Genomic DNA, 23,265 nt, shown 5'->3' with positions numbered 1-23,265 from the left:
CTCCGCTCAGTGACTGTGCGAATCTGTTCGACAATAGACACTCGAAGCGAAGCACCCCTATTAATATGATTGGCTCGTTACCCAACAATCACCTAAGATGTCTAGCAACACTCCCGTTTGGATGCAGGCGGAGGCGGAATACGAAGACGAGGTGATAGGAGACACTACCCTCCCTCGAATGTTCGAAGAGGCCGCGGCGCGTCACGCCAGCCGCGACGCACAGTGGTACAAAGGCGGCGTCTACGACCGCTCGCTGGCGCCGGACATCGTCCCGACCGCCCCGACAGGCCAGTACGCGGCGCTCACGTACGCCGAGATGCAGAACATCGTCCACAACCTCACCGCCGGGTTCCGCGAACTCGGCGTCGAGGGTGGTACCCGCGTCGGCATCTTCGCCAACACCCGCATGGAGTGGGCCCAATCCGACTTCGCGCTGTTGGCCGCCGGTGGCGTCGTCACCACGGTGTACACCGAATCCGCGCCCGCACAGGTGCAGTATCTCCTCGACGACCCCGGCGCCGAGGGCGTCGTCGTCGAGAACGGCGAGTTGCTCGAACGCGTCCTCGAGGTCGAAGACGAACTCGACCTCTCCTTTATCGCCGTCATCGACGAGTTCGACGGCTACGACGACCGCGACGACATCCTCTCTTTGGCAGACGTATACGAACTCGGCGCCGAGCACTTCGACGGCGACGCCTACGAGGAGTGGCTCGCCGAGCGTGACCTCGACGACCTCGCCAGTCTCATCTACACCTCGGGGACGACCGGCAAGCCGAAAGGTGTCCAGTTGACCCACGGCAACTTCCGGGCGAACGTCAACGGCATCCGGAAGCGAGTCGGACCGCGTCCCGACAAGGACCCTGACATCCCCGTCTTCGACGAGAACGACCGGATGCTTTCGTTCCTGCCGCTGGCCCACGTCTTCGAGCGCGTCTCCGGACACTTCCTGCAGTTCGGCTCCGGAGCGACCGTCGCCTACGCCGAATCGACCGACACCGTCGCCGACGACATCAAGATGGTCGGACCGACGGGCGCTTCCTCGGTCCCCCGCGTCTACGAGCGTATCTACGACAACATCCGCGAGGAAGCTCCCGATGCCGTCTTCGGCCGAGCCGTCTCCGTCGCCCGCGAGTGGGCGACCACGGACAACCCCGGGGTCGTCCTGCGGATGAAACACGCCTTCTTCGACAAACTCGTCTACTCCAACGTCCGCGAGCAGATGGGCGGCAACATCGAGGCGTTCATCAGCGGCGGCGGCAGCCTCTCGAAGCGACTCTCACAGTTGTTCGAGGGGATGGGCCTGCCCATCTACGAGGGGTACGGCCTGACCGAGACCTCACCGGTCGTCTCCGTGAACCCGCCGGAAGACTCACGGGCGGGCACGCTCGGCCCACCGCTTTCCAACGTCGAGGTGCGACTCGACGAATCCGTCGTCGGCGACGACCGACGTGCGGACGTCGACGGCGACATCGGCGAACTCCACGTGAAAGGGCCGAACGTCACGCAGGGCTACTGGAACCGCCCCGGGTCGACCGAGGAGGCGTTCACCGAGGACGGCTGGTTCCGAACCGGCGACATCATCGAGCAGGGCGACGACGGCTACCTCATCTACCACGACCGACTCAAGCAACTCATCGTGTTGGACACGGGCAAGAACATCGCACCCCAGCCCATCGAAGACGAGTTCGCCACCTCCGACCGCATCGACCAGGCGATGGTCATCGGTGACAACCAGAAGTTCATCGCGGCGCTGTTCGTGCCGAACTTCGAGGCCGTCCGCCGCTGGGCCGAAAACGAGGGTATCGACCTCCCCGACGACCAGAAAGCCATCTGTGAAGACGACCGCGTCCACGAGTTCATCGAAGCGGAAGTCGAAGCCGTCAACGAAGACCTCTCGAAGTCGGAGAAAATCAAGGAGTTCCGGCTGGTCTCCGTCGAGTGGACCGCCGACAACGACCTGCTGACGCCGTCGATGAAAATCAAGCGCCGTAACGTCCTCGGAGAGTTCGACGAGCAGGTTCGGGATATCTACGGCGAAGACTACGACGAATAACACCGAACCCCGACGCGGCATCGTTCCGACCGACAGTTTTTATATCGTCGTCGCTGGATTGGTAGACAGAATGGCACGCAGTCATGCCGAACCGGGTTGCCCAGCAGGACTCCCGGACACAACGCTTGCGTGTCGGTGTTGCTATTGAGCCTCTTTTCCGTCCGTCGCTCCCAGTGACGGCCGCTTCGCTCCCGTCTCGCCCGCTTCCCACCCGACACGAATCAGATATGCTACTCGACCGACTCAGAGAGGACGTTCACACCGCACTCGCAAAGGACCCCGCCGCCACCAGCGCCATCTCCGTCGCGCTCCTGTATCCCGGCCTCCACGCCGTATGGGGCTACCGAATCGCCCACTGGCTGTGGAACCGCAACAACACCTTCGCTGCACGTGCGCTCTCGCAGTTCGTCCGGCTACTCACCGGCGTCGAAATCCACCCCGCCGCCGACATCGGTCGGCGACTGTTCATCGACCACGGGGCGGCCGTCGTCGTCGGTGAAACCGCCGACATCGGCGACGACGTGTTGATGTATCACGGCGTCACATTGGGCGGCGACTCGATGCGCCGCGAGAAGCGCCACCCGACGCTGGAAGACGGCGTCAGCGTCGGCGCCAACGCCACGCTGCTCGGCGCCATCACCGTCGGCGAGAACGCCTCCGTCGGCGCCGGAAGCGTCGTCGTCGACGACGTGCCCGCAGGGACGACGGTCGCGGGGTCGCCCGCGAAACCGGTCTCCGGAACCGGTTCCGACCGGGTCACCGAGGACTGTTCGCCCGAGTGAGTTTTATCCTCGCCGCGCCGATGGGCGTCCGTGCAGTCGCCACACGAGTCCCTCCGCGAAGACGCCTACGTCGGACCGCTCATCGAAGAACACGGCGTCCTCGAACTCGACACCGCCGACGACATGTTCGAGCGACTGGTCGTCTCCATCCTCCGCCAGCAGGTGTCGATGGCGTCGGCCGCGGCGACCCGAAAGCGGCTGTTCGAGTCGGTCGAAGTGACGCCGGAGGGCATCCTCGCTGCCGACCCCGAGACGCTTCGGGACGCCGGTCTCTCCCGACAGAAGACTCGGTACGTCCGCAACGTCGCGGAGACGTTCCGGGGCGAGTTCAGCAAGGCCTACTTCGAAACACTCGACGACGATGCGGTCGTCTCCGAACTCACGTCGATTACCGGCGTCGGCGAGTGGACCGCGAACATGCAACTGCTGTTCTCGCTCGGCCGTCCCGACGTGTTCCCGGTCGGTGACCTCGGCGTTCGGAAGGGGATGGAGACCCTCTTCGGCGAGATGACCCGCGAGGAGATGGTCACCGAAGCCGAACGCTGGGCGCCGTATCGGAGCTACGCCACCCTGTATCTGTGGCGCATCGAGGAGGACATCTCGGAATCGGTCGCGGAAGTAATCGAGGAGTAACGGCTAGTCCTCGTACCGTTTGGCGAGGCTTGCGTAACCGAACAACGGAACGAGCGTCACGAAGAACGCTGCCACGCGCCAGTCGAACGGGACGGCCGGGAGCCAGAACAGCGAGAGCGGAGCAAGCGGAGCGAACACCAAGATCGTATTCGATTCGGGCGACAGGGTGGCGGCGAACTCGACGATGTTCTTGAAGTAGTAAGTGAGAATGGCGACGACGGGGATGAAGACGACGAGACCACTCTGCGAGGAGTCGAAGGCAAACCACACGACGTAGAAGCCGGCGCAACTCACCGAGAGTGCAGTCATCGTCACGATGCCATCCCGGGATGGATACAGCCGCGGCGTCCGGAGCGACCGCCGAACGCCGACTGCCAACGTCACGAGCAAGACCGGTCCAACGACCGCGAGCACCGTCTCACCGACCCACTGGTCGATGCCGAACGCGTACCAGCGGTCGTACACCATCGTGAGGACGAACAGAACTGTCGCCGGAACCAACGCGAACGGTGGTCGGCCGACCGGCGGAAGGGTTCGGTCGGTCAGCGACACCGCATCGGCGTATCGGAGCGCCGTCGGCATCCGCCGCAGCTGTCGATACCAGTACCACGAGTAATAGGCCGTAAGCAAGGGGAGGGAGACGAGGAAAACGGTCGCTGCGACCGCATCGACGAGGAACCGTGGAAGTACGACGGGCGAGACACCCCCCGACAGCGCGTTCACACCGACGCCGACGGCGACTTCCCACTCGTGGGCAGCGTTGTTCGCGAACTGCCCGTATCCACCCAAGCCGACGGCAAGCGGGAGTGCACCAAGTATGAAACCGAACAAACAGGACGCGTATCCCGCGATGCCGCGGCCGTGTCTGATGCTCGACGAGAGGCTATCGTAGGCACGTGTCTCGACCGACCGGCCTTTATCGAGGCGACGGCGCAGCGGTGTCGGCAGTACGGAGTCGAATCGCGCCGAGACGAGACCGACCACCAAGAGGAGTTCGAGCGCGGGGAAGAACGTTCCCAGAACCCCGCCGAGCATGCCTGCCAGATACGCAGGTGCACCGACTATCAAGACGCCGGCGATGAGTTCGACGCGTTCGTTAACTCCCTCGAGCCACGGCGGAAGCGCATCGTCGGGGGATTCCGCTGATTCGGCGACGAGGATTCGAGCGAAGAGGTCCGACGGCGAATCGATACCGACGTTCCGACGGCTCCAGTCCCAAAAGACGACCACCGACAGGCCGGCGGCAACGCCGAGACCGAGTGCCGGCGGCCACTCCAGCGGTGGTGTCACATCCGAGAGCGCGTAGTACAGCGGTACCGCGGTAATCGCCCCAACCGCACCGACCGACAGGCGGAACACGACCGTCTCCCGAGCCGACCCCATCGAGTCCGGGTACAACTCCGGAACGAGCGTCGTGAACACCGCAAAAAAGAACGCGGCGTTCAGCAGAAACGCCAGCGCCGGCCCGAACGAACCGGTGTTTATCACCGCCGAGAGGACGACCGGAACGAGCTCTTCGACGGCGGCGACGCCCGTTTCCGGGAGGACGCTCCGAACCCCTGCCAGCGTGAGCGCACTGCCCGCACTGACGCGTCTCGCGACCGTACCGCTCCAGCGAAATCGTCCCCCCATCAGATGGGGCATCGACCCCGCCTAGATTAATACCTTTGCTCGACGTTTGGGTCGCGGTGCTGTGAACCAAACGGCTTTGCCGCGTCCGGTTCCCTCCTCGGTATGGTCGACGCGAGTCTCGTCATCGCGGTGTTGGCACTGTTCACTGGATTCCTCGCCGGTGCAGCGTTCGCGTTCGTCGGCGTGCCGATTCCCGCGCCACCGAACGTCGCCGGTGTGCTCGGCATCGTCGGCATCTATCTGGGCTTCAAACTCGTCGAATACGTCGGCTGGGGATACGACCTGCTGGGGACGTTGGGCCTGTAACGTCGAAGGAAGCGACGGAAAAGCGGAGCTCAGTACGAGCGAACCTTCGGCTCGTACTCCTTGTTCTCGCCTTCGAGGATGACCGGCTTGTAGTAGAGGTCCGGCGAGCCGCCGTTCCAGGAAATCATCGTGTGTTTCAGCCACTCGTCGTCCTTTCGCTCCTGGTGTTCCTGCCGCCAGTGGGCACCGCGGAACTCCTCTCGGGCGAGCGCGCCGAGGGTGATGGTCTCGGCGATGTCGATGAGGTTGCGCGTCTCGATAGTGTGGATGAGGTCGGTGTTGAACGTCCGCGATGGGTCGGCGACGGCGACGTCCTGGTACCGCTCGCGGCACTCACGGATGACCTCCAGTGCCTTCTTGAGACCCTCCTCGTTGCGGAAGACGTTGACGTTCTCGGTCATCGCCTTCTGGAGGTCCTCGCGGATTTCGGCGTGGTTGGTGCCGTCGCGCTCCAGCAGTTCCTCGATCCGCTGGCGTTCGCGCTCGACGGCGTTCTCGACGACGGCCTTCGGGTCGGCGATTGCACCGCCGTCGGCGACGACGTCGTCGTCGACACCGACTTCTCCCGGTGACACCGGCGTTTCCAGCGACGTTTCGTCCTCGCTCTTCGCGGAGGGACCGGTCGGCACCTGTGCGGTCTCCATGTCCTTGCCGGCGGCGTGGTGGCCGGCGCGGGCACCCAGAACGATGAGTTCGGGGAGGGCGTTGCCGCCCAGTCGGTTCGAACCGTGGACCGACGCACACGCACACTCGCCGGCGGCGTAGAGGCCGTCGATGCACGTCTGGCCGTTCTCGTTTGTCTCGATGCCGCCCATGTGGTAGTGCTGGCCGGGCTTGACCGGCATCGGTTCTTCGACAGGGTTGACGCCCTCGAAGTCCTCCGCGAGGTGGATGATGTTCTCGAGGCGGTCGTAGATGCGCTCGTCGCCGAGGTGTCGCATGTCGAGGTGGACGTACTCGTCGTTGATGCCGCGGCCGTTGTTGACTTCGGTCAACTCGGCGCGGGCGACCACGTCGCGGGAGGCGAGTTCGCCGGCGTTGCTCGCGTAGCCGTACTCGAACATGAACCGCTCGCCCTCGTCGTTGTAGAGGATACCACCTTCGCCACGGACACCCTCGGAGATGAGGACGCCGGTCGACGGCAGCGTCGTCGGGTGGAACTGGACGAACTCCATGTCCTCGACGGGGACGCCGGCGCGGTAGGCCATCGCCGGGCCGTCGCCGGTGTTGGCGACGGCGTTCGTCGTGTGGTCGAACACCTGTCCGTCGCCACCGGTGGCAAGAACGACGCCGTCGGTGGCTCGGAAGCCGACGACCTCGCCGGATTTGATGTCGTAGGCGACGACACCGTGGCACTCGCGGTCCTCGGGGTCGTCGTGGTCGGTGACGGCGAGTTCGGAGACGTAGAACTCGTCGTACACCTGGATGCCTCGTTTGACGACCTGCTCGTACATCGTGTGCAGGAGGTGGTGGCCGGTCTCGGCGCCGGCGTAGGTCGTCCGTGGGAACGAGAGGCCGCCGAAGGGTCGCTGGGAGACGCGGCCGTCGTCCTCTCGCGAGAACGGCATCCCCCAGTGTTCGAGTTGGATGACCTCTTCGGGGGCGTCCTGTGCCAGCGTCTCGATGGCGGGGGCGTCGCCGAGGTAGTCCGACCCCTTCATCGTGTCGTAGGCGTGCAGTTCCCAGTCGTCGCCGTCGCGCAAGGCGGCGTTGATGCCACCCTCCGCGGCGCCCGTGTGGGAGCGAACCGGATGGAGTTTCGTGACCATGGCCACGTCGGCGCCCTCCTCGTGGGCCGCGATGGCCGCACGGAGTCCGGCGCCGCCGGCCCCGACCACGATAACGTCGTGTTCGTGTAGTGTCATTGTCTGTAGTTAGGATTCGGTGGACTTCAGCCTGCGGTTACCAGAATTTCAGGTTGCTCTTGACGGCTTCCCGTTTCAGTTCCTGGATGTGTTCGGTCAGCGGGATGTCCTTCGGACACACCTCGGTACAGGAGAACTGCGTCTGACACCGCCAGACACCGTGTTCCTGCTCGATGATGTTGAGTCGGTGTTCCTTCATCGCCTCGCCTTCGCGTTCGTCCATCGCAAAGCGGTAAGCCTTGTTGATGGCCGCGGGGCCGAGATACTCGTTGTCCCCGGCGGCGATGTTACAGGAGGACATACACGCGCTACACCAGATACAGCGCGTGGACATCTTCACCTTCTCGCGGTTCTCGCGGGTCTGTTTCTGTTCTTCGCCGGACGGGAGTTCGTCGGTCTGGAAGTACGGCTCGACGGCCTCCATCTGGTCGTAGAAGTGCTCCATGTCGACGACGAGGTCCTTGACGACCTCGGAGTGCGGGAGCGGTTCGATGCGAACCGGCCAATCCAGATCCGACATCTGGGTCTTACAGCCGAGACGCTGGCGTCCGTTGACGAACAGCGCGTCGGAGCCACAGATAGCCTGCCGACAGGAGTGACGGAAGGTGAGACTCGAGTCGAAGTGGTCCCGGGCGAAGATGAGCGCGTCCAGCACCGTCATCCCCTTCTTGAACGGCACGCGGAACGTGTCGAATCGCGGGTCCTTCTTGCCCTCGACTTCGGGGTCGTACCGGAACACCTTCAGCTTCACCGTCTCCTCGGCGTCCTTCAGGTTCGCCTCGGCACGCTCGCGCATGTCGGCGCGGTCGTGTTTCTCGGTGAGTCGCCGCTCCTGGTGAGTGGACTCCTCTTTTTCCTGCGGTTCGGTCTCGGTTTCTTGTTCGGTTACTTGCGTGCTCATATCAGATGAGGTTCGTCATGGCGATTGCGACGCGGATGCCCTGCACGACGAGCATGACACCGGCGACGGCGAGCAGCCACTTGACGGCCGTCTTCGGGGTTCCCTCGAGGCCCTGATTGACGAGGGCGTTGTACACGCCGTTGACGCCGTGGAACGTCCCGGCGACGAGGAACGACACCATCGTGATGAAGTAGCCGACCTGACTCATCCGGGCGGTCGTCCCGGCGATGGTCACTTCCGCTGCGTGGTTGACGAAGTGCAGCAGCATGAAGTGATACGCCAAGACGACGACGAGGAACGCTGCGGTGAGCCGCTGGAGCAGCCACCGCGTCCCCTTCGGTTCGAACGAGGAGTAGTAGTCAGCCATCTCAGAATGCCCCCACGAGGAACGTCGGAATACTCGCGACCGTGATGGCCGCGGAAACTATCAGTGCGGCGTAGAACGCCTTGTCCTGCGATTCCAGGCCGACACCGAGGTCGACGAACAACAGGCGGACGCCGTTGAGGATGTGGAACACGGCGACTGCGAGCAGGCCGACCTCGAGGATTCGGACCACCAGAAGACTCTCCAGACTCTGGAGTGTCATCGTGTAGGTGGCCCCATCCACCGTCGAGGTGCTCAACACGGCTATGTGCGTAAACAGGTAGCCGATGAGCACCCAGCCGGTGAACTTGTGGAAAATCCAAGCCCACATGCCGGCGGAGAACTCCTGCCACCGCCCGAAGTCCTCTATCAGACCTCGGTCGTACGATTGACTCATGCACGGTAGGGTCGGGTCCGCGGTGGTATAGTAGTTACCTTCTGCGAACGTCTACCACCGTACTGAACCGGGCAACTCACCGACACCACTCAGGCCCGGTCGGCGAGTTTTCGTCCGCGAATCGCCCGAAGGGTCACCTCGTCGAGTTTGACCAGGTGACACAGGGGGTTGCCGGGGTACACCAGCGGGTTCTCCAGAACGCCGACGAGCAAGCCGGTGAACGGGGCCTGGATGACCGTCGAGTCGGTCTTGAACGGGTTCGTGATGGTACAGACCCGGTCGCCTTCCTCGACGAGCGAGCCACGGTCGTGGTGCATCTCGACGAGTCCGCCGGCGTCGGCCCGGAGCCACGTCTTCTCGTCGGAGCCGTCGATGACGGTCCGCCAGCCGGGCCACTTCACCGTCTCGGTGTCACGCATTCCGTACTCGGCCATCACCGACAGGACGCCCTCGAGGGCCTCGTCGATGAGGGGGCGCTGGAAGCGGTGAGCCTCGCCCAACTCGACGGTGACGGTTGGCGTCCCCGCGTCGGCGGCTTCCCGGCGGAGCGTTCCCTCCGGACCTTGCGTCGAGATGATGACGTTCGATGCGAAGGCGTTGGCGAGGCGTGCGACCGCGCCGTGTTCCATATCCGCACGGGCGTGGAGCATGTTGGTTCGGCCACGCGTCGAGGTGTGGAAATCCAGTCCGAGATCGCAGGGCTCGATGAAGTTTCGGAAGATGCGTGCGGCGATGCGTTTCGCGCTCGTCGAGGCATCGTCGCCCGGAAACGATCGGTTGAGGTCGCGGTCGTAGATGGGGAGATACCGCTGTTGGGCGATAAACGCCGGGACGTTGAGGACGGGCAGACAGACGAGCGTGCCGTGGAGGTCGGAGTGGTCCCACTCGTGGGCGACCTCGCGAACGATTTCGATGCCGTTGAGTTCGTCGCCGTGGGCGGCCGCCGAGAGGAACAGAGTCGGCCCGTCTTGCTCGCCGTTGACGATGGTGACGGGAACGCGGACCGGGTCGCCGAGGTACGTTTCGCTGACGGTGTAGCGGACGTTTGCTATCTCCCCGGGGGCGACCGACCCACCGTCGTACGTGAACGGTTCCGACATACCCCACCCAGGCGATAGGGATATAAAAGGCCCCGCACTCGCGGAGCGTCGACCGTTAGCGTTTTGCCGAAACCGACTGGAGTAGGAGTATGTCTTCTGACCTCACTGTCGGCGTTCTCAGCCTTCACAGTTCGAAGGAGTCGAAAGCGATACTCAACGCGGTCGAGCAACTCGGATACGATACCGAGTGGCTCCGCGAAGAGAACACCGTCGTCGAAATCGAGGACGGCGAAGTGACGCTGGAACCCGAGGTCGATATCGTGGTCAATCGACTGTTGCTCTCGAAGGAAGAACAGCCGGCGGAGGCACTCGGACTGGCGACGATGCTCGACCGGATGCGGCCGATGTTGAACACCCCAACGTCGACGATGACCGCGATTCACAAGTTCGCGACGGGGACGGCGTTGGCCGAAGCCGACATTCAGGTTCCCGACGCGCTGTTGGCGCTGTCGGGAGAGACGCTCAACAGTCGCCGTGAGAAGTTCGGCGAGGAAGTCGTTTACAAAACCGCAATCGGGACCCACGGCGGCGGGACGTGGAAACTCGACACCGACGACCCCGTCAACTCGATGGTCGGGTCCCGACAGGCGTTCCTCCAGGAACTCATCGAACACGACGAACAGCAACACCACGACCTGCGAGTGTACACGGTCGGCGGCCGCGTCGTCGGCGCGATGAACCGCTACGCACCGGAAGGCGAGTGGCGGACGAACGTCGCCCTGGGTGGATCGGTCGAAGACGCGACCGAAGACCTCCCCGAGGAAGTCGTCACGATTGCCGAACGGGCGACCGACGTGGTCGGACTCGACTACGCCGGCGTCGACATCGTCGAGGGCGATGACGGCTACTACGTCCTCGAGGTCAACCCGACCGCCGGGTTCAAGGGTCTGTTCGAGGCGACGGGGCGCTCGCCGGCACCGCACATCGCCCGCCTCGCCATCGAGCGTGCCGGCGGCGAGGTCGACGAGGAGCGGGTGTACGAACTGTCGGCGAACCTCGACGACTCCAGACCGGCGTGTATGCCGCGAAAGCAAGCCCCCGGGCCGACGAAAACGGTCGTCATCGGCTACGTCGAGGACGTCGTCGTGATGGGGACCAGCGGCACGAAGTCGGTGCTCGCGAAGTCCGACACCGGCGCGACTCGGACGAGCATCGACGCCCACCTCGCCGCCGAAATCGGTACCGGCCCGATCAAGGACATCGTCAAAATCAAATCGGGCAGCGTCAAGAGCGGTCGGTCCCGCCCCGTCGTCGACCTCGTGGTCGGCATCGGCGGCACCCAACACACCGTCACTGCCAGCGTCGAGGACCGAAGCCACATGGACTACCCGCTGTTGCTCGGCCGGGACATCCTCCAGCACTACCACGTCGACGTCATGCGCCGCGCGGACGACGACGAACCGGAACCGGCCGCCGACGACATCCTAGAGGAGTAAGGCGCCACGACTGACAGCAACCCGCGGCCCAACCGTCCGGTTTTTCCCCCTTGCCGCCGACGCCTTTGCTATGCAGACAGTCATCCTCGCTGCCGGCGAGGGGACCCGAATGCGCCCGCTGACCGAGACGGTTCCAAAACCGATGTTGCCGGTGGCCGACCGGCCGCTGTGTGCCCACACCGCCGACGCGGCGGTCGAGGCGGGCGCCGAGGACCTGATCTTCGTCGTCGGCTACGAAGCCGACGCCGTCCGGGAGTACTTCGGCGACGAATACCGCGGTGTCGACGTTTCCTTCGCCGTCCAAGAGCAACAGCGCGGGACCGCCGACGCGGTCCGAGCGGCACGGAAACACCTCGACGGCGCCTTCGCGGTGCTGAACGGCGACAACCTCTACGACCCAGAGAGTGTCGAGGAACTGTTCGACGCTGCTCCCGCCATCGCCGCCATCGAAGTCGAGGACCCACGAAACTACGGCGTCCTCTCGGTCGACGGCGACCGAGTGACCGACATCGTCGAAAAACCCGAAGCGCCGCCGACGAACCTCGCCAACGCCGGCGCCTACGCGTTCCCGGAGGCGGCACTGTCACATCTCGACGTGCCGCAGAGCGACCGCGGCGAGTACGAGATAACCGACGTCGTGGCGCGAGTCATCGACACCGCGGACGTGACGGCGGTGACGCTGTCGCGGTGGCTCGACGTGGGCCGGCCCTGGGAGTTGCTCGAAGCCAACGAGTGGAAACTCGGCGAACTCGACGGCCGCGTCGACGGCGACGTACGCGGCGACGCCGAACTCCGCGGAGACGTGGTCGTCGAGGAAGGTGCGACGATAGAACCGGGCGTGGTCATCGAAGGGCCGGCGCTCGTCCGGTCGGAAGCCGACGTTGGGCCGAACGCCTACATCCGCGGGGCGACGCTGGTCGGCAAGGGCTGTCACGTCGGCCACGGCGTCGAACTGAAGAACTCCGTCGTGATGGCCGACTCGAACGTGCCGCATCTCTCCTACGTCGGCGACAGCCTGCTCGCACCGGGCGTGAACTTCGGTGCCGGAACGCAGGTCGCCAATCTCAGACACGACGGGTCGGACGTGAAACAGACGGTGAAAGGCGACCGCGTCTCGACGGGCCGCCGGAAGTACGGCGTCGTCGCCGGGCCGAACGTGAAGACCGCCATCAACACAAGCCTCTCACCCGGCGTCGTGCTGTCGGCGAACGCCCGAACCGAACCCGGGGAGTCGGTCACTCGGGACCGGTGAGGTGCCGAGACTGCGTGGCGCCCGAATCGTTGCCGGACTAATCGGGTTTTAAGTTCACTGCCGCGAACGTGCGGGGTATGACGCTCGAAAAGCCCGACCTCTCGGGACAGACCGCATTCATCACCGGAACGACCCGCGGAATCGGCAAAGCCATCGCCCTCGCCTTGGCCGAACAGGGCTGTAACATCGTCTCGACGGGCAAGACCAGCGAGAACGACGACTACGGCGAGGAGAAGGACCTCGAAGGGACCATCGAACAGACCGCCCGTGAGTGCCGCGAGAAGGGCGTCGAGGCCCACCCTATCCAGTTGAACGTCCGCGAAGAGGAGGCCGTCGAGGCCGCCGCCGAGGAGGCCATCGAGGAGTTCGGCGAGGTCAACATCGTCATCAACAACGCCAGCGCCATCCAAATCGCGAACGTCGAGGACCTGCCGGCGAACCGCTTCGACCTGCTGACCGACGTGAACGTCCGCGGGACGTATCTCACCTCCCGTGCCTTCCTCGACCACCTCAAAGAGGTCGACAACGCGTGGCTGTTGACGAACGCGCCGCCGGTCACCGTCGACCGCGCGCCGGGAGAGGCACCGTACGCGTGGTCGAAGATGGGGATGTCGTTCCTCACGCTGTCGCTGTCGACGGAACTCAGCGGACACGAGGTGGGCTGTAACTCCTTTTGGCCGGTCACCGCCATCGACACGCGGGCGACGCGGTACTTCGGAATGGGCACCGAAGACGACTGGCGGACGCCCGAAATCGTCTCCGACACCGTTCTGGAGATACTCAGCCGCGACCCCGCCTCGTATACGGGCAACGCCGTCTACGACGAGGACCTGCTCCGAGAGGTCGGCGTCGAGGACTTCTCGAAGTACAACCTCACCGAAGGGGACCCGGCACCGATGTCGGCCCAGATGTTCGACCCGAGCTACGAACGCCCGGAGTGACGGGAGGTCCTGGCACCGCCTGCGTGAACATAATCGTTCATATGGGTGCCTACTAACCGTACGACAAGATGGTAGACCCGACTTCGGACCTCGGTGAGGACGTCACCGAGGACGATGCGCCGAGATGTGAGGTGTGCGACGAACCGATAGTGAGCGAACCGACCCACCGCGTCATCACGTGGGTCGAGGACGACCGCGTCCACACCGCTCATTTCTGTGACGACGACTGTCGGGAAGCGTGGTCCACCTGAATCGAGGACTGCTGGGTGCTCTGGTTTTCGGTAGGCCGTAGGCTTATGGCCGTCCGCTCGGAGTAGAAAACATGGCCGAGCAAGACACGAACGTGGAGGAGTTGATGACCTCACCCGTGGAGACGGTGTCACCCGATGCGATTATCGCCGAGGCGGCCCGCATCCTCGACGAGAAGGGAATCGGGTCGCTCATCGTCGGCGAAGACCGACTCGAAGGCATCGTCACCGAGCGGGATATCGTCGCGGCCGTCGGAGCTGAACTCGACCCCTCGACGCCTGTCTCGGAGTTGATGTCCGACCCCGTCGTCACCGCACGACCCACGGAGACCCTGCAAGTCGCCGCCGAGCGGATGGGCCACAACGGCGTCAAGAAACTCCCCGTCGTCGAGGGGGGCAAGGCCATCGGCATCATCACGACGACCGACCTCGCGCTGTACCTCCCGAGCTATCAGCTGAAGATGGCTCGACAGGCCGAAACCGACTTCGTCGACGGCGAATGGGAATAGCGCTAACACTGTAAACCTAGTACGGAGTTTTATCATACATCGGTCACAGTGTAGAGTATGGACTTCGAGCTATCCGACGAGCAGCAACAGATTCGCGAGGAGGTCCGCCGCTTCGCCGACAACGAGATTCGTCCCGTCGCAACGGAGTACGACCGCGAGGAGAAGGCGCCGTTCGACCTCATCGAGAAAGGTGCAGAGATGGGACTGTGTGGCGCACAGATTCCCATCGAGTACGGCGGCGCCGGCTACGAGATGCTCGACGTGGCGCTCATCGTCGAGGAGTTGTACGCCGCCGACCCCGGCATCGGTGGCAGCATCCTCGGCACCGCCTTCGGGAGCGAGGCCATCATCGCCTTCGGCACCGAAGACCAGAAGGAACGGTGGCTGCCTGACCTCGCCTCCGGCGACGCCATCTGTGGGTCGGCCATCTCCGAACCCGATACCGGCTCTGACGTGTCGAGCGTGAGCACGCGTGCCGAAAAGGACGGCGACGAGTGGGTCATCAACGGCAACAAGATGTGGATCACCAACGGGTCAATCGGCGATTTCTTCGTCGTGTTGTGTAAGACCGACCCCGACGCCGACGGCCGCTACAATGGCTTCTCACAAATCGTCGTCGAGTCCGACCGCGACGGATTCGAGTCCGACAAGATTACGGGCAAGATGGGGATTCGCGCCTCCGACACGGCCGAACTCGTCCTCGACGACGTCCGCGTCCCCGAGGAGAACCTCGTCGGGACCCGTGGCGCCGGCTTCCTCCAGCAGATGCAGTTCTTCGACGAAACGCGGACGCAGGTGGCCGCTCAGGGCGTCGGCATCGCGAAGGGCGCCGCGGAGCGCGCTCTGGAGTACGCCCAGGAACGCGAGCAGTTCGGCCGCCCCATCGGCGACTTCCAGGCCATTCAACACAAACTCGCCGATATGCACACCGAGTGCGAGGCCGCACGGCAGTTGACCTACAAGTCGGCATGGTCGGTCGACCACAAGGACGAACAGCTCACCACGCTGGCGTCGATGGCCAAGGAGTTCGCCTCCCGGGTCGCCGTCAAGAACGCAAACGAGTGCGTCCAGATTCACGGTGGGTCGGGGTACGTCGACGACTTCGACGCCGAGCGGTTCTATCGGGACGCCAAAATCACCCAAATCTACGAAGGAACGACGGAAATCCAGAAGAACATCATCGCACGGGAGCTTCAGGAGTAATCGTAGACGGTAGTGCGGTTTCTTTATTTGGGATATATCTGAAACTCGCGGTCAGTACGGGTGCTTATTAACCACCAGAGAACCGCTCATCAGTGTAGATTCTCAGAGAGCTGTGTTGAGTACAGAACATACATTTCGTAAGGGGAGTAGTCAAGAGTTGGGCAGTCTACTATGCAACACTAGCCACTAGTGTAGTCATCTAACACACCTCCTTACAAATGAACCCGATTTTAGTCGTCAAACTGAGTGTATACTTTCCGTTTCTCCTCGGTGAATTTCGGTCGGATTAGCTTCAAATAGGCTATCACGAGTGTAGTTGCAAGAATTCCACTAATACTGAAACCCGCAACGTAGCCGACCCAGATATATACTGAGATAAAAACCAGACCCACACTAACAAGGCCGTATATCAGCATTAATATCTCTGGTATGTCTATGCTCTTGTCTTCTCGAAAATCTAGCCCGTTCTCGAAGAATCGTCGGTATCCTGGCTCAAGCCCGAATTCATTGATTGCGATTAGTTCGGATTTTAGTGCGAAAGCTAAGAACGGGACTCGCAACGAATACACAATAAAAAATCCAAGCAGGGAGAGTAACCCTCCAAATAGGGCCGCAGTTGCTTTTGCATCATCCGGAAGGTTGGTGCCAGTGATGGTAAAAATCGCTGTAAGGACGAGGGCCCATACGCGTGTGTATGACCACACTTGATTTTCAACGTGTCGGGCATGCCACCAGTATTGCTCATAGACATCTTGTAGTGGGTCACGGTTGTCATCTGACGAGAGATCAGGTGGCGACGTCATGATTTATTTTCAGGAGGCTCAATCCAGTCGTTAGCGCTGTCCTCTGGCCAATATCCTAAGATAGCACGGGCATGTTCTAAGTCAAACCAGCGATTTAAATTATTACTAACTCCATAAAATATATCAAAGTTTACTGATTGGTCAGATAGGCAACATTCGACGAGCTGAGCTATATCTCTTCGAGAGTTCCAGGTCGCTTTCATTCGTTTTACTGCTCTCTTATAATCTTCACTCCCGCGATCAAATTCACCAGAGTCAACTCCACGCTCAGCATCACCATACGGATGGTCGTACTCCGGACTTCGTACACTAGCAATCCTCAAAGCGTAGAAACGCTTTGGGTAATCGAAAGAATCCACATACTGTCGTCCTAAATACTCACCAAATAGTTTTGATGTACCGTAGAACGAATCAGGACGTGGAGGGGTCGTGTGGTCCAAAACAATGCCGTGCCCTTGGTCATATAACTCGGGAGAGAGATTGTTTTCGTATTGGCCCACGACATGATTAGAAGAAGCAAAAATGAAACTGTTGACTTCTGCACGCCTAGCGGCTTCGAGACAATTGTAAGTACCAACGATGTTGTTTCGAAGAACCGAGTCCCAACTTGCCTCGGTAGATGGGTCCGCCGCAAGGTGAACAATTGCGTCCTGTCCTGTGAACGCTGGCTGGATGTCTTTCAAGTCCGCAATATCGGCTGTAACTGACGGATAATCGTTGTTCTCATTTCGGTCAAGATAATCAAAAGAATACTCGTCTGATAAATATTCAATAACTGCAGTCCCGACACGGCCGAATGCTCCAGTCATCAGGACATCGTCCATGTGAAATTCGTTAATAGGGGATGGTATTAATTGTGTGTCTCTATGGTGGTGTACCTAGCCATCCATCGAATTACGACGAGAGACGATTAACTACTGCTGACTGTCTCTCACACGTGGCTAATTTCGGTGAACGATATGTAATCCACTGCATTAACCGAATCTGAGGAGTGATTTTCGTACACCAAGTGAAAACCGTCTAACCAACGACGGGGCTGTAACAAATCAACTTATCAGTACACGTCCTCGATTTCGTCCTCGTAGTGGCTGTGTTCCTCGGCCGGGAACGAACCACTTTCGACGGCCTCGGCGTACTCCGAAATCGCGCTCTGCATCTCACTACGTACGTCGCCGAAGGCCTTCGAGAACGGCGCCGTCCGCTCGGAGAGCCCGATGACCTCGTCGACGACGAGCACCTGTCCGTCGCAGTGCGGGCCGGCACCGATGCCGATGGTCGGAATCGAGATGGCATCGGTGACCGCCTCGGCGAGGTTCGCCGGGACGTGCTCCAAGACGAGCGAGAACGCACCTGCTGCCTCGTGTTCGCGGGCCAAATCGAGAATCCGGCGGGCCGACTCCTCGCTCGTCCCCTGTCGGAACAGTCCCGTCTCGTTTTCGCGCTGTGGCGTCAACCCGAGATGCGCCTGCACCGGAATACCAAGGCGGGTGAGCCGGCGGGTCAAATCGACCGTGTGCGGACCGGATTCGAGTTTGACGGCGTCGGCGTCGGCCTCTTTCAGCATCCGCCCGCAGTTCTCGATGGCGTCGGCCTCGTCGGCGCCGTAGGAGAGAAACGGCATGTCGGCGATGACGAGGGCCTCGTCCGTCGCCCGGGCGACAGATGCGGTGAGGCTGGCCATCTCGTCGACGGTGACCGGAAGGGTCGAGTCGTATCCGAGCCGAGTGTTGCCGACCGAATCGCCGACCAGCGTCATATCGATGCCCGCCTCGTCGACCAGTCGGGCGGTCGGCGCGTCGTAGGCCGTCAGCATCGTAATAGGCTCCTCGCCGGCCTTCGCTCGGATGTCCTTCGCTCGCATACCTCCGAATCCATCGCGGCGGCGGTTAAACGCTCCCATCGAACGAGGCCGGAACCGTAACGGCTTACCCGCCGAGACACCGACTCGGTTCTATGCCGACCCAGGTGGAGACGACGGACCCCGAGGGCGTCGACTACGGCTGGGTGATGCAGGTGACCTTCGTGCTCACCATCGTCGTCGGCGCACCGGTCGTCGCCGCGCTGTCGGTGTTCGTGGGGTTGGACACGTGGACTCAGCGGGCGAACTTCGCCATCCGCGTCGGCGCGGTCGTGTGGCTCTGTATCGGGATTCCCGTCTTCCTCTACGCCCGGAGCCACTCGGAGACGTAACTGAACGAACAGCCAGCCCGCTGGGCGGTTCGCTCGTCACGAACCGTATCGCCGACGAACAGCGTCGATTCGGGCGAGCCGTCGAGTCGACGAACCGTCTCCAACAGCGGTTCCGGGTCGGGTTTCTCGGTGGCGACCGTATCTCGGCCGACGACGGCGCCGACGCCGTCGATTCCGTGTTCCTCCAGAGCGATGTGGCAGGCGTCTTCGCAGTTGAGCGAACAGACGCCGACCGGTTCCTCCGGGACGGCGTCGGCCGCCGGCAATCGCTCTGAGGCCCGGGCGCCGTCGCGTTCGTACCCTGCGATGACCGCTTCGACCGCCGGCCTGTGCCCCGTCTCGTTCGCCGTTTCCAACATCCCCCAGAGGCTCTCGGGCGGGGCGACGTTGCGCTCTCGGAGCGTCTCGGCTACGTCGCTGGCGACGGCCTCCCAATCGACGACGAGGCGGACCAGCGTTCCGTCGAGGTCGAAGATGACCGTCTCGTGGCCGGTGTTCATTCCAGCAGTTCGCGGGCGATGACCTTCTTCTGAACCTGGGTCGTCCCCTCGTAGATGGTCGTAATCTTGGCGTCGCGGTACAGTCGCTCGACCGGGAAGTCGGTCGTGTAGCCGTAGCCGCCGTGAATCTGGACGGCTTCGTTGGTCACGTCCATCGCGTTCTCGCTTGCGACGTACTTCGCGGTGCTTGCGGCCATCGACGGCGGTGCATCGTCGTCGAGTTTTCGGGCAGCCTCGTAGGTCAACAGTCTGCCTGCCTGTGTCTTCGCGTGCATCTCCGCGAGTTTGTGCCGAATCGATTGGATGTCCGAGATGGGGCCGTCGAACTGCTCGCGGTCGTGAGCGTAATCGATTGCGAGGTCGAGTGCGGATTGGGCGAGGCCGACCGACTGGGCCGCGATGCCGACGCGGCCACCGGTGAGAATCGACAGCGCCGCCGACAGGCCCCGGCCCTCCGGCGTGAGGCGGTTCTCGACGGGAATGCGAACGTCTTCGAAGACGAGTGTCGTCGTGTCGCTGCCCCGCAACCCGAGTTTCTCCTCTTTCTTGCCGACTTCGAGACCGTTGGCGTCCTTCGGGACGATGAACTGCGTGACGGTCCGAGGGTCCTCGGGGTCGGTCTTCGCGAAGAGCACGACCACGTCGCTCCGCACGCCGTTGGTTATCCACTGTTTCGTCCCGTTGATGACGTACTCGTCGCCCTCGCGTCGTGCCGCCGTCGACATCTCGGCGGGGTTCGACCCGGCATGTGGCTCCGAGAGCGCGAACGCGCCGACGGGTCGGCCCTCGACCATATCGGGGAGCCACCGCTCCTTCTGGTCTTCGTCGCCGAACTCGGCGATACAGGAGGTCACGAGGGTCTGTACCGACAGCGCCGTCGCGACGGCCAGTTGGCCGTAGGCGACTTCCTCGTTGACGATGGCGTACGTGAGGCCGTCGACGTCGAGACCGCCGTACTCCTCGGGTATCGTCATCGCGGTGAGTTCCATCTCGGCGAGGCCGTCCCAGACCTCCTCGGGGAACGTCTCCGTTTCGTCGGCTTCGCGGGCCGTCGGTCGTATCTCCTCGACCGCGAACTCGCGGACGGTGTCCCGGATGGCTTGCTGTTCGGGCGAGAGTTCCATGCCACCACGTTGGACGCGAGTGCCAAAAGTAGTCCGCCCGTCAGTCGTCCCGAAGCGAATCGACGACCGTCGAGCCGTCGGCGTCGAGGCCACCGGCCTGTGCCACCTCCGAGGAGCCGCCCCCACCGCCACCGAAGCGGTCGGTGAGTGTCGCGACGACATCGCCCGCATCACATCCCTCGCCCGTCCCGACCGCGAGCTGTCCGGAGGGCGTCGCCAAGACGAGTACCTCGATGCCCTCGGGGCGGTCCCGGACCCGCTCGGCGAGGGCGTTCGCATCGGCGTCGACGACGCCCGCCGCCCACGTCCGACCGTCGCGTTCGAAGCGCTCGGCGGCGATGTCGGCGACGCTGGCGTCGAGGATGCGCTCTCGAAGCGCGTCGCGCTCGGCGGCAACCGCCTCGCGTTCCTCTCGGAGTCGGCCGACTGCCTCGGGAAGGTCGGTCGGCGCCGTCCCCAGCGTTTCCGCGGCGTCGAGTGCAGCCGCTTTTTCCGCCGCCCGGCGGTCGATTCCCTCGGGACCGACGGCGAACTCTACCCGGGTCAACCCCTCGCCGGGGTTGGACCGGCCGAGCACGGTCACGGGCCCGATTTCCTGCGTGTTCGAGACGTGCGTCCCGCCGCAGGCGGCGGCGTCCCACCCGTCGATTTCGACGATACGGACCGTCTCGTCGGTGAGTCCCTCTTCGGTTTTGGTGTTGAACGCTACGTCATCGCGGTCGAGTGCCTCCGCTTGCGGCTGTCGGCTCCACGTCACGTCCCGGGAGTCCCAGACACAGCGGTTGACCAGCCGTTCGAGTTCGACGAGCGTCTCGTCGTCGATGTCGGTCGGTGTACTGAAGTCCACCCGGACTTTCTCCGGTGTGATGCCGAACCCGCCGTAGCCCAACTCGTCGAAGAGGCGACGGCCGGCACCGTACAACACGTGACTCGCGGTGTGGGCGCGCATGCAGTACCGCCGGAAATCGGGGTCGATAGCACCATGAACGGTTTCTCCCGCCTCCAACGTTCCGTCGACGACGTGGACGACATCGTCGCCGCGCTGCTGTACGTCGAGGACCGTCAGTCCGCCGAGCGTCCCACGGTCGGCCGGTTGGCCACCGCCCTCGGGGTAGAAGTACGTCTCTTCGAGAACGACCTCGTTCCCGCCGTCCCGAACGGTCGTCTCGAAGGCGAGCGTTTCCGGGTCCTCGGCCGCGGTAACGGGTGCCATAGCTACCGACAGAACGCTCGGAGACAAAAGCCGGTCGGAAGCCGAGTTACTCCTCTGCGAGTTCGATGCCGAGTCGTTCTTCGAGCGCCTCGATGACCGACCCGCCGACGTTGGCGCGGGCGGCCCGGCCCTGTTCGACAGCGACGATGTCGTCCTCTTCTATTTCCAACTCCGCGGCGAGTTCGTCGGTTTGCAGGCCGGCGTCCTGTCGGGCGTCTTCCAGCACGTCACCGTAGCCTCGGACGAGATACGGGAGCGGGTCGTCCTCGTAGTCGGTTCCCTCCTCCCAGTCGTGGTCGACTTTCTGTGCGTCGCTGAGCTTGGCGACGTTCTGTGCGGCTTTCTTTTTGCGGCTTTCGCCGCGTTGGTCGTCTCGCTTGCCCGATTTCTTTCGGTCGGGCTCCTCGCCGTGGTGGGCGCACTCGCTGCAAACTTCGAGTCGCGCGCCGGCGACGGTCGCCGTCTGGAGGTCGCGGTCCTCGGCCCCGCAGAGTTCGCAGGCGCCGCTGGAGTCCCCCCCGACTCCGCCGGTCGAGTATTTCGCCATGTCCTATGTGCTGCTGGAACGTACTTGAACCCGACGCTCCGCGGCGTGGTCGCCCGCACGCAGTCCAAAGGAAAGCCCTTTTATCGTACCCCGGTTTACGAGGAATTGCAGCAAGACACGCCGTGCGTGGGTAGCCAAGCTAGGCCAACGGCGCAGCGTTGAGGGCGCTGTCCTGTAGAGGTCCGCCGGTTCAAATCCGGTCCCACGCACTGTCACAACAGTGCGGGTGCTCGAAGACAGCACCCACGCAAACTTCTCACAAAACAAAATAAACAGCGATGGCTCCGGATTTGAAGTAGACGGAGGTTCTGGGGGCGGAGCGAGCAGGTTCTCCGGCGTAGTTCAAAATCCGGTCCCACGCACTGCTGGCGACTCACCGTCGCCGTACACAGTGCGGGTGCTCGAAGACAGCCCACGCATCATCCGACCGACGCTACACCCACCAGCGTCGGTGCTAGCGAGAAACGGTTAGAGGCCGCGGCTGACGCCGATGTTCTTGAGGTAGCCGCCGCACGAACAGAGCCGCCCCTCCGGGTCCGTCTGGCGGTCACCGCAGTCGATACACTCGTACAGCGTGTCCTCGTCCGGTTGTGCCCCTCGCATACCGGTGGCTCATTAACCCCGTTATATGTTAAACGTTATCATACCACGTAGAAAACCACCAACATCTATCCACACGACCGACGTAATTAGACGTATGCAAACCCAGACGTGGGCCAGGGAACACGTCCCCGCCCTAACGGCCCTGTTGACGGCGGTGTCGCTGGCGCTCGTGTTCGGCGCCGTCCTTCAAGTGTTACCTGTCGAGTCGCTCCCGCAACCCGAAGCGCTTCTTGCGGCCATTCCACACGTCAACGCGGTGATTAGCCTCCTCGCCATCGGCACCATCACCCTCGGCGTCCGTGCGATTCGGCGGGAGAACGTTGAGCGACACCGACGACTCATGGTGGGCAGTTTCGGACTGTTCGCACTGTTTCTCGCGCTGTATCTCTACCGGGTCGCGCTCCTCGGCCCCAGCGAGTTCGCCGGGCCGGAAGTCGTCTACACCTACGCGTATCTGCCGATACTCTTCGTCCACATCGCGCTGGCTATCGTCTGTGTCCCGTTCGTCTTCTATGCGCTACTCGTCGCCGGCACCCGCCCAGTCGCCGATATCTACGAAACCGCCCACCGCAAGGCCGGCCGCATCGCCGCGAGCCTGTGGCTCATCTCCTTCAGCATGGGGATCGTGATTTACGCGCTGCTGTATCACGTGTACTGACGGAC

Annotated in this window: 26 protein-coding genes and 1 tRNA gene; 13 read left to right on the top strand and 14 right to left on the bottom strand. The window is 62.9% G+C overall.

The window, feature by feature from the left end:
* Positions 1-97 precede the first annotated feature (97 nt).
* From HWX69_RS10585 to HWX69_RS10575, 3 genes are all read left to right on the top strand, one after another.
* A complete protein-coding gene (locus HWX69_RS10585) occupies positions 98-2,053 on the top strand; it encodes an AMP-dependent synthetase/ligase (RefSeq protein WP_178917071.1) in 1,956 nt (651 codons plus the stop codon).
* Positions 2,054-2,280: 227 nt separating this feature from the next.
* A complete protein-coding gene (gene cysE / locus HWX69_RS10580) occupies positions 2,281-2,835 on the top strand; it encodes a serine O-acetyltransferase (protein WP_178917070.1) in 555 nt (184 codons plus the stop codon).
* Positions 2,836-2,865: 30 nt separating this feature from the next.
* Positions 2,866-3,468 (top strand): DNA-3-methyladenine glycosylase family protein, encoded by a 603-nt coding sequence (locus HWX69_RS10575; RefSeq protein ID WP_348643006.1) that lies wholly within the window; start codon positions 2,866-2,868, stop codon positions 3,466-3,468.
* Between the two features lie 3 nt (positions 3,469-3,471).
* On the opposite strand, the gene HWX69_RS10570 is transcribed toward HWX69_RS10575, so the two are convergent.
* Positions 3,472-5,100 carry a hypothetical protein gene (locus tag HWX69_RS10570; protein ID WP_178917069.1) on the bottom strand — a complete coding sequence of 543 codons (1,629 nt, stop codon included), beginning with the start codon at positions 5,098-5,100 and terminating at the stop codon, positions 3,472-3,474.
* A 102-nt stretch (positions 5,101-5,202) separates the two neighbouring features.
* Here HWX69_RS10570 and HWX69_RS10565 point away from each other — a divergent pair, with 102 nt between their 5' ends.
* Complete coding sequence (locus HWX69_RS10565; protein ID WP_178917068.1) at positions 5,203-5,406, top strand: XapX domain-containing protein; 204 nt, start codon at positions 5,203-5,205, stop codon at positions 5,404-5,406.
* Positions 5,407-5,435: 29 nt separating this feature from the next.
* Here the strand turns inward: HWX69_RS10565 and HWX69_RS10560 are convergent, their stop codons facing one another.
* From HWX69_RS10560 to HWX69_RS10540, 5 genes are all read right to left on the bottom strand, one after another.
* A complete protein-coding gene (locus HWX69_RS10560) occupies positions 5,436-7,271 on the bottom strand; it encodes an FAD-binding protein (protein ID WP_178917067.1) in 1,836 nt (611 codons plus the stop codon).
* Positions 7,272-7,308: 37 nt separating this feature from the next.
* Complete coding sequence (locus HWX69_RS10555) at positions 7,309-8,172, bottom strand: succinate dehydrogenase/fumarate reductase iron-sulfur subunit (protein ID WP_178917066.1); 864 nt, start codon at positions 8,170-8,172, stop codon at positions 7,309-7,311.
* 1 nt (position 8,173) lies between these two features.
* On the bottom strand, positions 8,174-8,539 hold the full coding sequence (locus HWX69_RS10550; RefSeq protein WP_156709267.1) for a succinate dehydrogenase hydrophobic membrane anchor subunit: 366 nt from the start codon (positions 8,537-8,539) through the stop codon (positions 8,174-8,176).
* 1 nt (position 8,540) lies between these two features.
* Entirely contained in the window at positions 8,541-8,933 is a 393-nt protein-coding gene (gene sdhC, locus HWX69_RS10545; protein ID WP_156709268.1) for a succinate dehydrogenase, cytochrome b556 subunit, read from the bottom strand.
* Positions 8,934-9,022: 89 nt separating this feature from the next.
* The gene (locus HWX69_RS10540) at positions 9,023-10,033 is read right to left on the bottom strand and encodes a succinylglutamate desuccinylase/aspartoacylase family protein (RefSeq protein ID WP_178917065.1); all 1,011 of its coding nucleotides are present in this window, start codon (positions 10,031-10,033) and stop codon (positions 9,023-9,025) included.
* 89 nt (positions 10,034-10,122) lie between these two features.
* On the opposite strand from HWX69_RS10540, the gene HWX69_RS10535 reads away from it, so the two are divergent.
* The 6 genes from HWX69_RS10535 (at position 10,123) to HWX69_RS10510 (ending at position 15,622) form a co-directional block, all read left to right on the top strand.
* Positions 10,123-11,469 carry a RimK family alpha-L-glutamate ligase gene (locus HWX69_RS10535; RefSeq protein ID WP_178917064.1) on the top strand — a complete coding sequence of 449 codons (1,347 nt, stop codon included), beginning with the start codon at positions 10,123-10,125 and terminating at the stop codon, positions 11,467-11,469.
* A gap of 70 nt (positions 11,470-11,539) precedes the next feature.
* Positions 11,540-12,721, top strand: a complete 1,182-nt coding sequence (gene glmU, locus HWX69_RS10530) for a bifunctional sugar-1-phosphate nucleotidylyltransferase/acetyltransferase (protein WP_178917063.1) — start codon at positions 11,540-11,542, stop codon at positions 12,719-12,721.
* A 77-nt stretch (positions 12,722-12,798) separates the two neighbouring features.
* Positions 12,799-13,662 carry an SDR family oxidoreductase gene (locus HWX69_RS10525; RefSeq protein ID WP_178917062.1) on the top strand — a complete coding sequence of 288 codons (864 nt, stop codon included), beginning with the start codon at positions 12,799-12,801 and terminating at the stop codon, positions 13,660-13,662.
* A 68-nt stretch (positions 13,663-13,730) separates the two neighbouring features.
* Entirely contained in the window at positions 13,731-13,913 is a 183-nt protein-coding gene (locus tag HWX69_RS10520; protein WP_156709272.1) for a DUF7576 family protein, read from the top strand.
* Between the two features lie 71 nt (positions 13,914-13,984).
* Positions 13,985-14,419, top strand: coding sequence for a CBS domain-containing protein (locus HWX69_RS10515; RefSeq protein ID WP_178917061.1), 435 nt, complete (start codon positions 13,985-13,987; stop codon positions 14,417-14,419).
* A gap of 57 nt (positions 14,420-14,476) precedes the next feature.
* Positions 14,477-15,622: an acyl-CoA dehydrogenase family protein gene (locus HWX69_RS10510; RefSeq protein ID WP_178917060.1), complete on the top strand. Its 1,146-nt coding sequence runs from the start codon at positions 14,477-14,479 to the stop codon at positions 15,620-15,622.
* Positions 15,623-15,852: 230 nt separating this feature from the next.
* Here HWX69_RS10510 and HWX69_RS10505 read toward each other — a convergent pair whose 3' ends face one another.
* The 3 genes from HWX69_RS10505 to panB form a co-directional block, all read right to left on the bottom strand.
* Positions 15,853-16,425, bottom strand: a complete 573-nt coding sequence (locus HWX69_RS10505) for a hypothetical protein (RefSeq protein ID WP_178917059.1) — start codon at positions 16,423-16,425, stop codon at positions 15,853-15,855.
* Positions 16,422-17,249 carry an NAD-dependent epimerase/dehydratase family protein gene (locus HWX69_RS10500; protein WP_218644777.1) on the bottom strand — a complete coding sequence of 276 codons (828 nt, stop codon included), beginning with the start codon at positions 17,247-17,249 and terminating at the stop codon, positions 16,422-16,424. Before HWX69_RS10500 ends, HWX69_RS10505 begins: the two co-directional genes overlap by 4 nt.
* A 230-nt stretch (positions 17,250-17,479) precedes the next feature.
* Positions 17,480-18,286 (bottom strand): 3-methyl-2-oxobutanoate hydroxymethyltransferase, encoded by an 807-nt coding sequence (panB, locus tag HWX69_RS10495; RefSeq protein ID WP_178917058.1) that lies wholly within the window; start codon positions 18,284-18,286, stop codon positions 17,480-17,482.
* 92 nt (positions 18,287-18,378) lie between these two features.
* Here panB and HWX69_RS10490 point away from each other — a divergent pair, with 92 nt between their 5' ends.
* Entirely contained in the window at positions 18,379-18,615 is a 237-nt protein-coding gene (locus HWX69_RS10490; protein WP_156708710.1) for a DUF5822 domain-containing protein, read from the top strand.
* Here the strand turns inward: HWX69_RS10490 and HWX69_RS10485 are convergent.
* The 4 genes from HWX69_RS10485 to HWX69_RS10470 are packed head-to-tail and all read right to left on the bottom strand — an operon-like array spanning position 18,588 to position 21,999.
* Positions 18,588-19,115: an HAD family hydrolase gene (locus HWX69_RS10485; protein ID WP_178917057.1), complete on the bottom strand. Its 528-nt coding sequence runs from the start codon at positions 19,113-19,115 to the stop codon at positions 18,588-18,590. The genes HWX69_RS10490 and HWX69_RS10485 overlap by 28 nt on opposite strands.
* On the bottom strand, positions 19,112-20,239 hold the full coding sequence (locus HWX69_RS10480) for an acyl-CoA dehydrogenase family protein (RefSeq protein WP_178917056.1): 1,128 nt from the start codon (positions 20,237-20,239) through the stop codon (positions 19,112-19,114). The genes HWX69_RS10485 and HWX69_RS10480 overlap by 4 nt, the downstream gene beginning before the upstream one ends.
* A 40-nt stretch (positions 20,240-20,279) precedes the next feature.
* Positions 20,280-21,452 (bottom strand): alanyl-tRNA editing protein, encoded by a 1,173-nt coding sequence (locus tag HWX69_RS10475; protein ID WP_178917055.1) that lies wholly within the window; start codon positions 21,450-21,452, stop codon positions 20,280-20,282.
* A 46-nt stretch (positions 21,453-21,498) separates the two neighbouring features.
* Positions 21,499-21,999 carry a multiprotein-bridging factor 1 family protein gene (locus HWX69_RS10470; RefSeq protein ID WP_178917054.1) on the bottom strand — a complete coding sequence of 167 codons (501 nt, stop codon included), beginning with the start codon at positions 21,997-21,999 and terminating at the stop codon, positions 21,499-21,501.
* 124 nt (positions 22,000-22,123) lie between these two features.
* Between HWX69_RS10470 and HWX69_RS10465 the strand changes: the two genes are divergently transcribed.
* Positions 22,124-22,208, top strand: a tRNA-Leu gene (locus HWX69_RS10465).
* Between the two features lie 259 nt (positions 22,209-22,467).
* On the opposite strand, the gene HWX69_RS10460 is transcribed toward HWX69_RS10465, so the two are convergent.
* Entirely contained in the window at positions 22,468-22,602 is a 135-nt protein-coding gene (locus HWX69_RS10460) for a rubrerythrin-like domain-containing protein (protein ID WP_156708706.1), read from the bottom strand.
* 94 nt (positions 22,603-22,696) lie between these two features.
* Here HWX69_RS10460 and HWX69_RS10455 point away from each other — a divergent pair, with 94 nt between their 5' ends.
* Positions 22,697-23,260: a DUF420 domain-containing protein gene (locus HWX69_RS10455; RefSeq protein ID WP_178917053.1), complete on the top strand. Its 564-nt coding sequence runs from the start codon at positions 22,697-22,699 to the stop codon at positions 23,258-23,260.
* Positions 23,261-23,265: the final 5 nt, after the last annotated feature.

Source organism: Natronomonas gomsonensis (assembly GCF_013391635.1).
GTDB classification, from domain to species: domain Archaea; phylum Halobacteriota; class Halobacteria; order Halobacteriales; family Haloarculaceae; genus Natronomonas; species Natronomonas gomsonensis_A.
The sequence above is the reverse complement of the archived record's forward strand: the minus strand, read 5'-3'. Positions and strand labels throughout refer to the sequence as shown.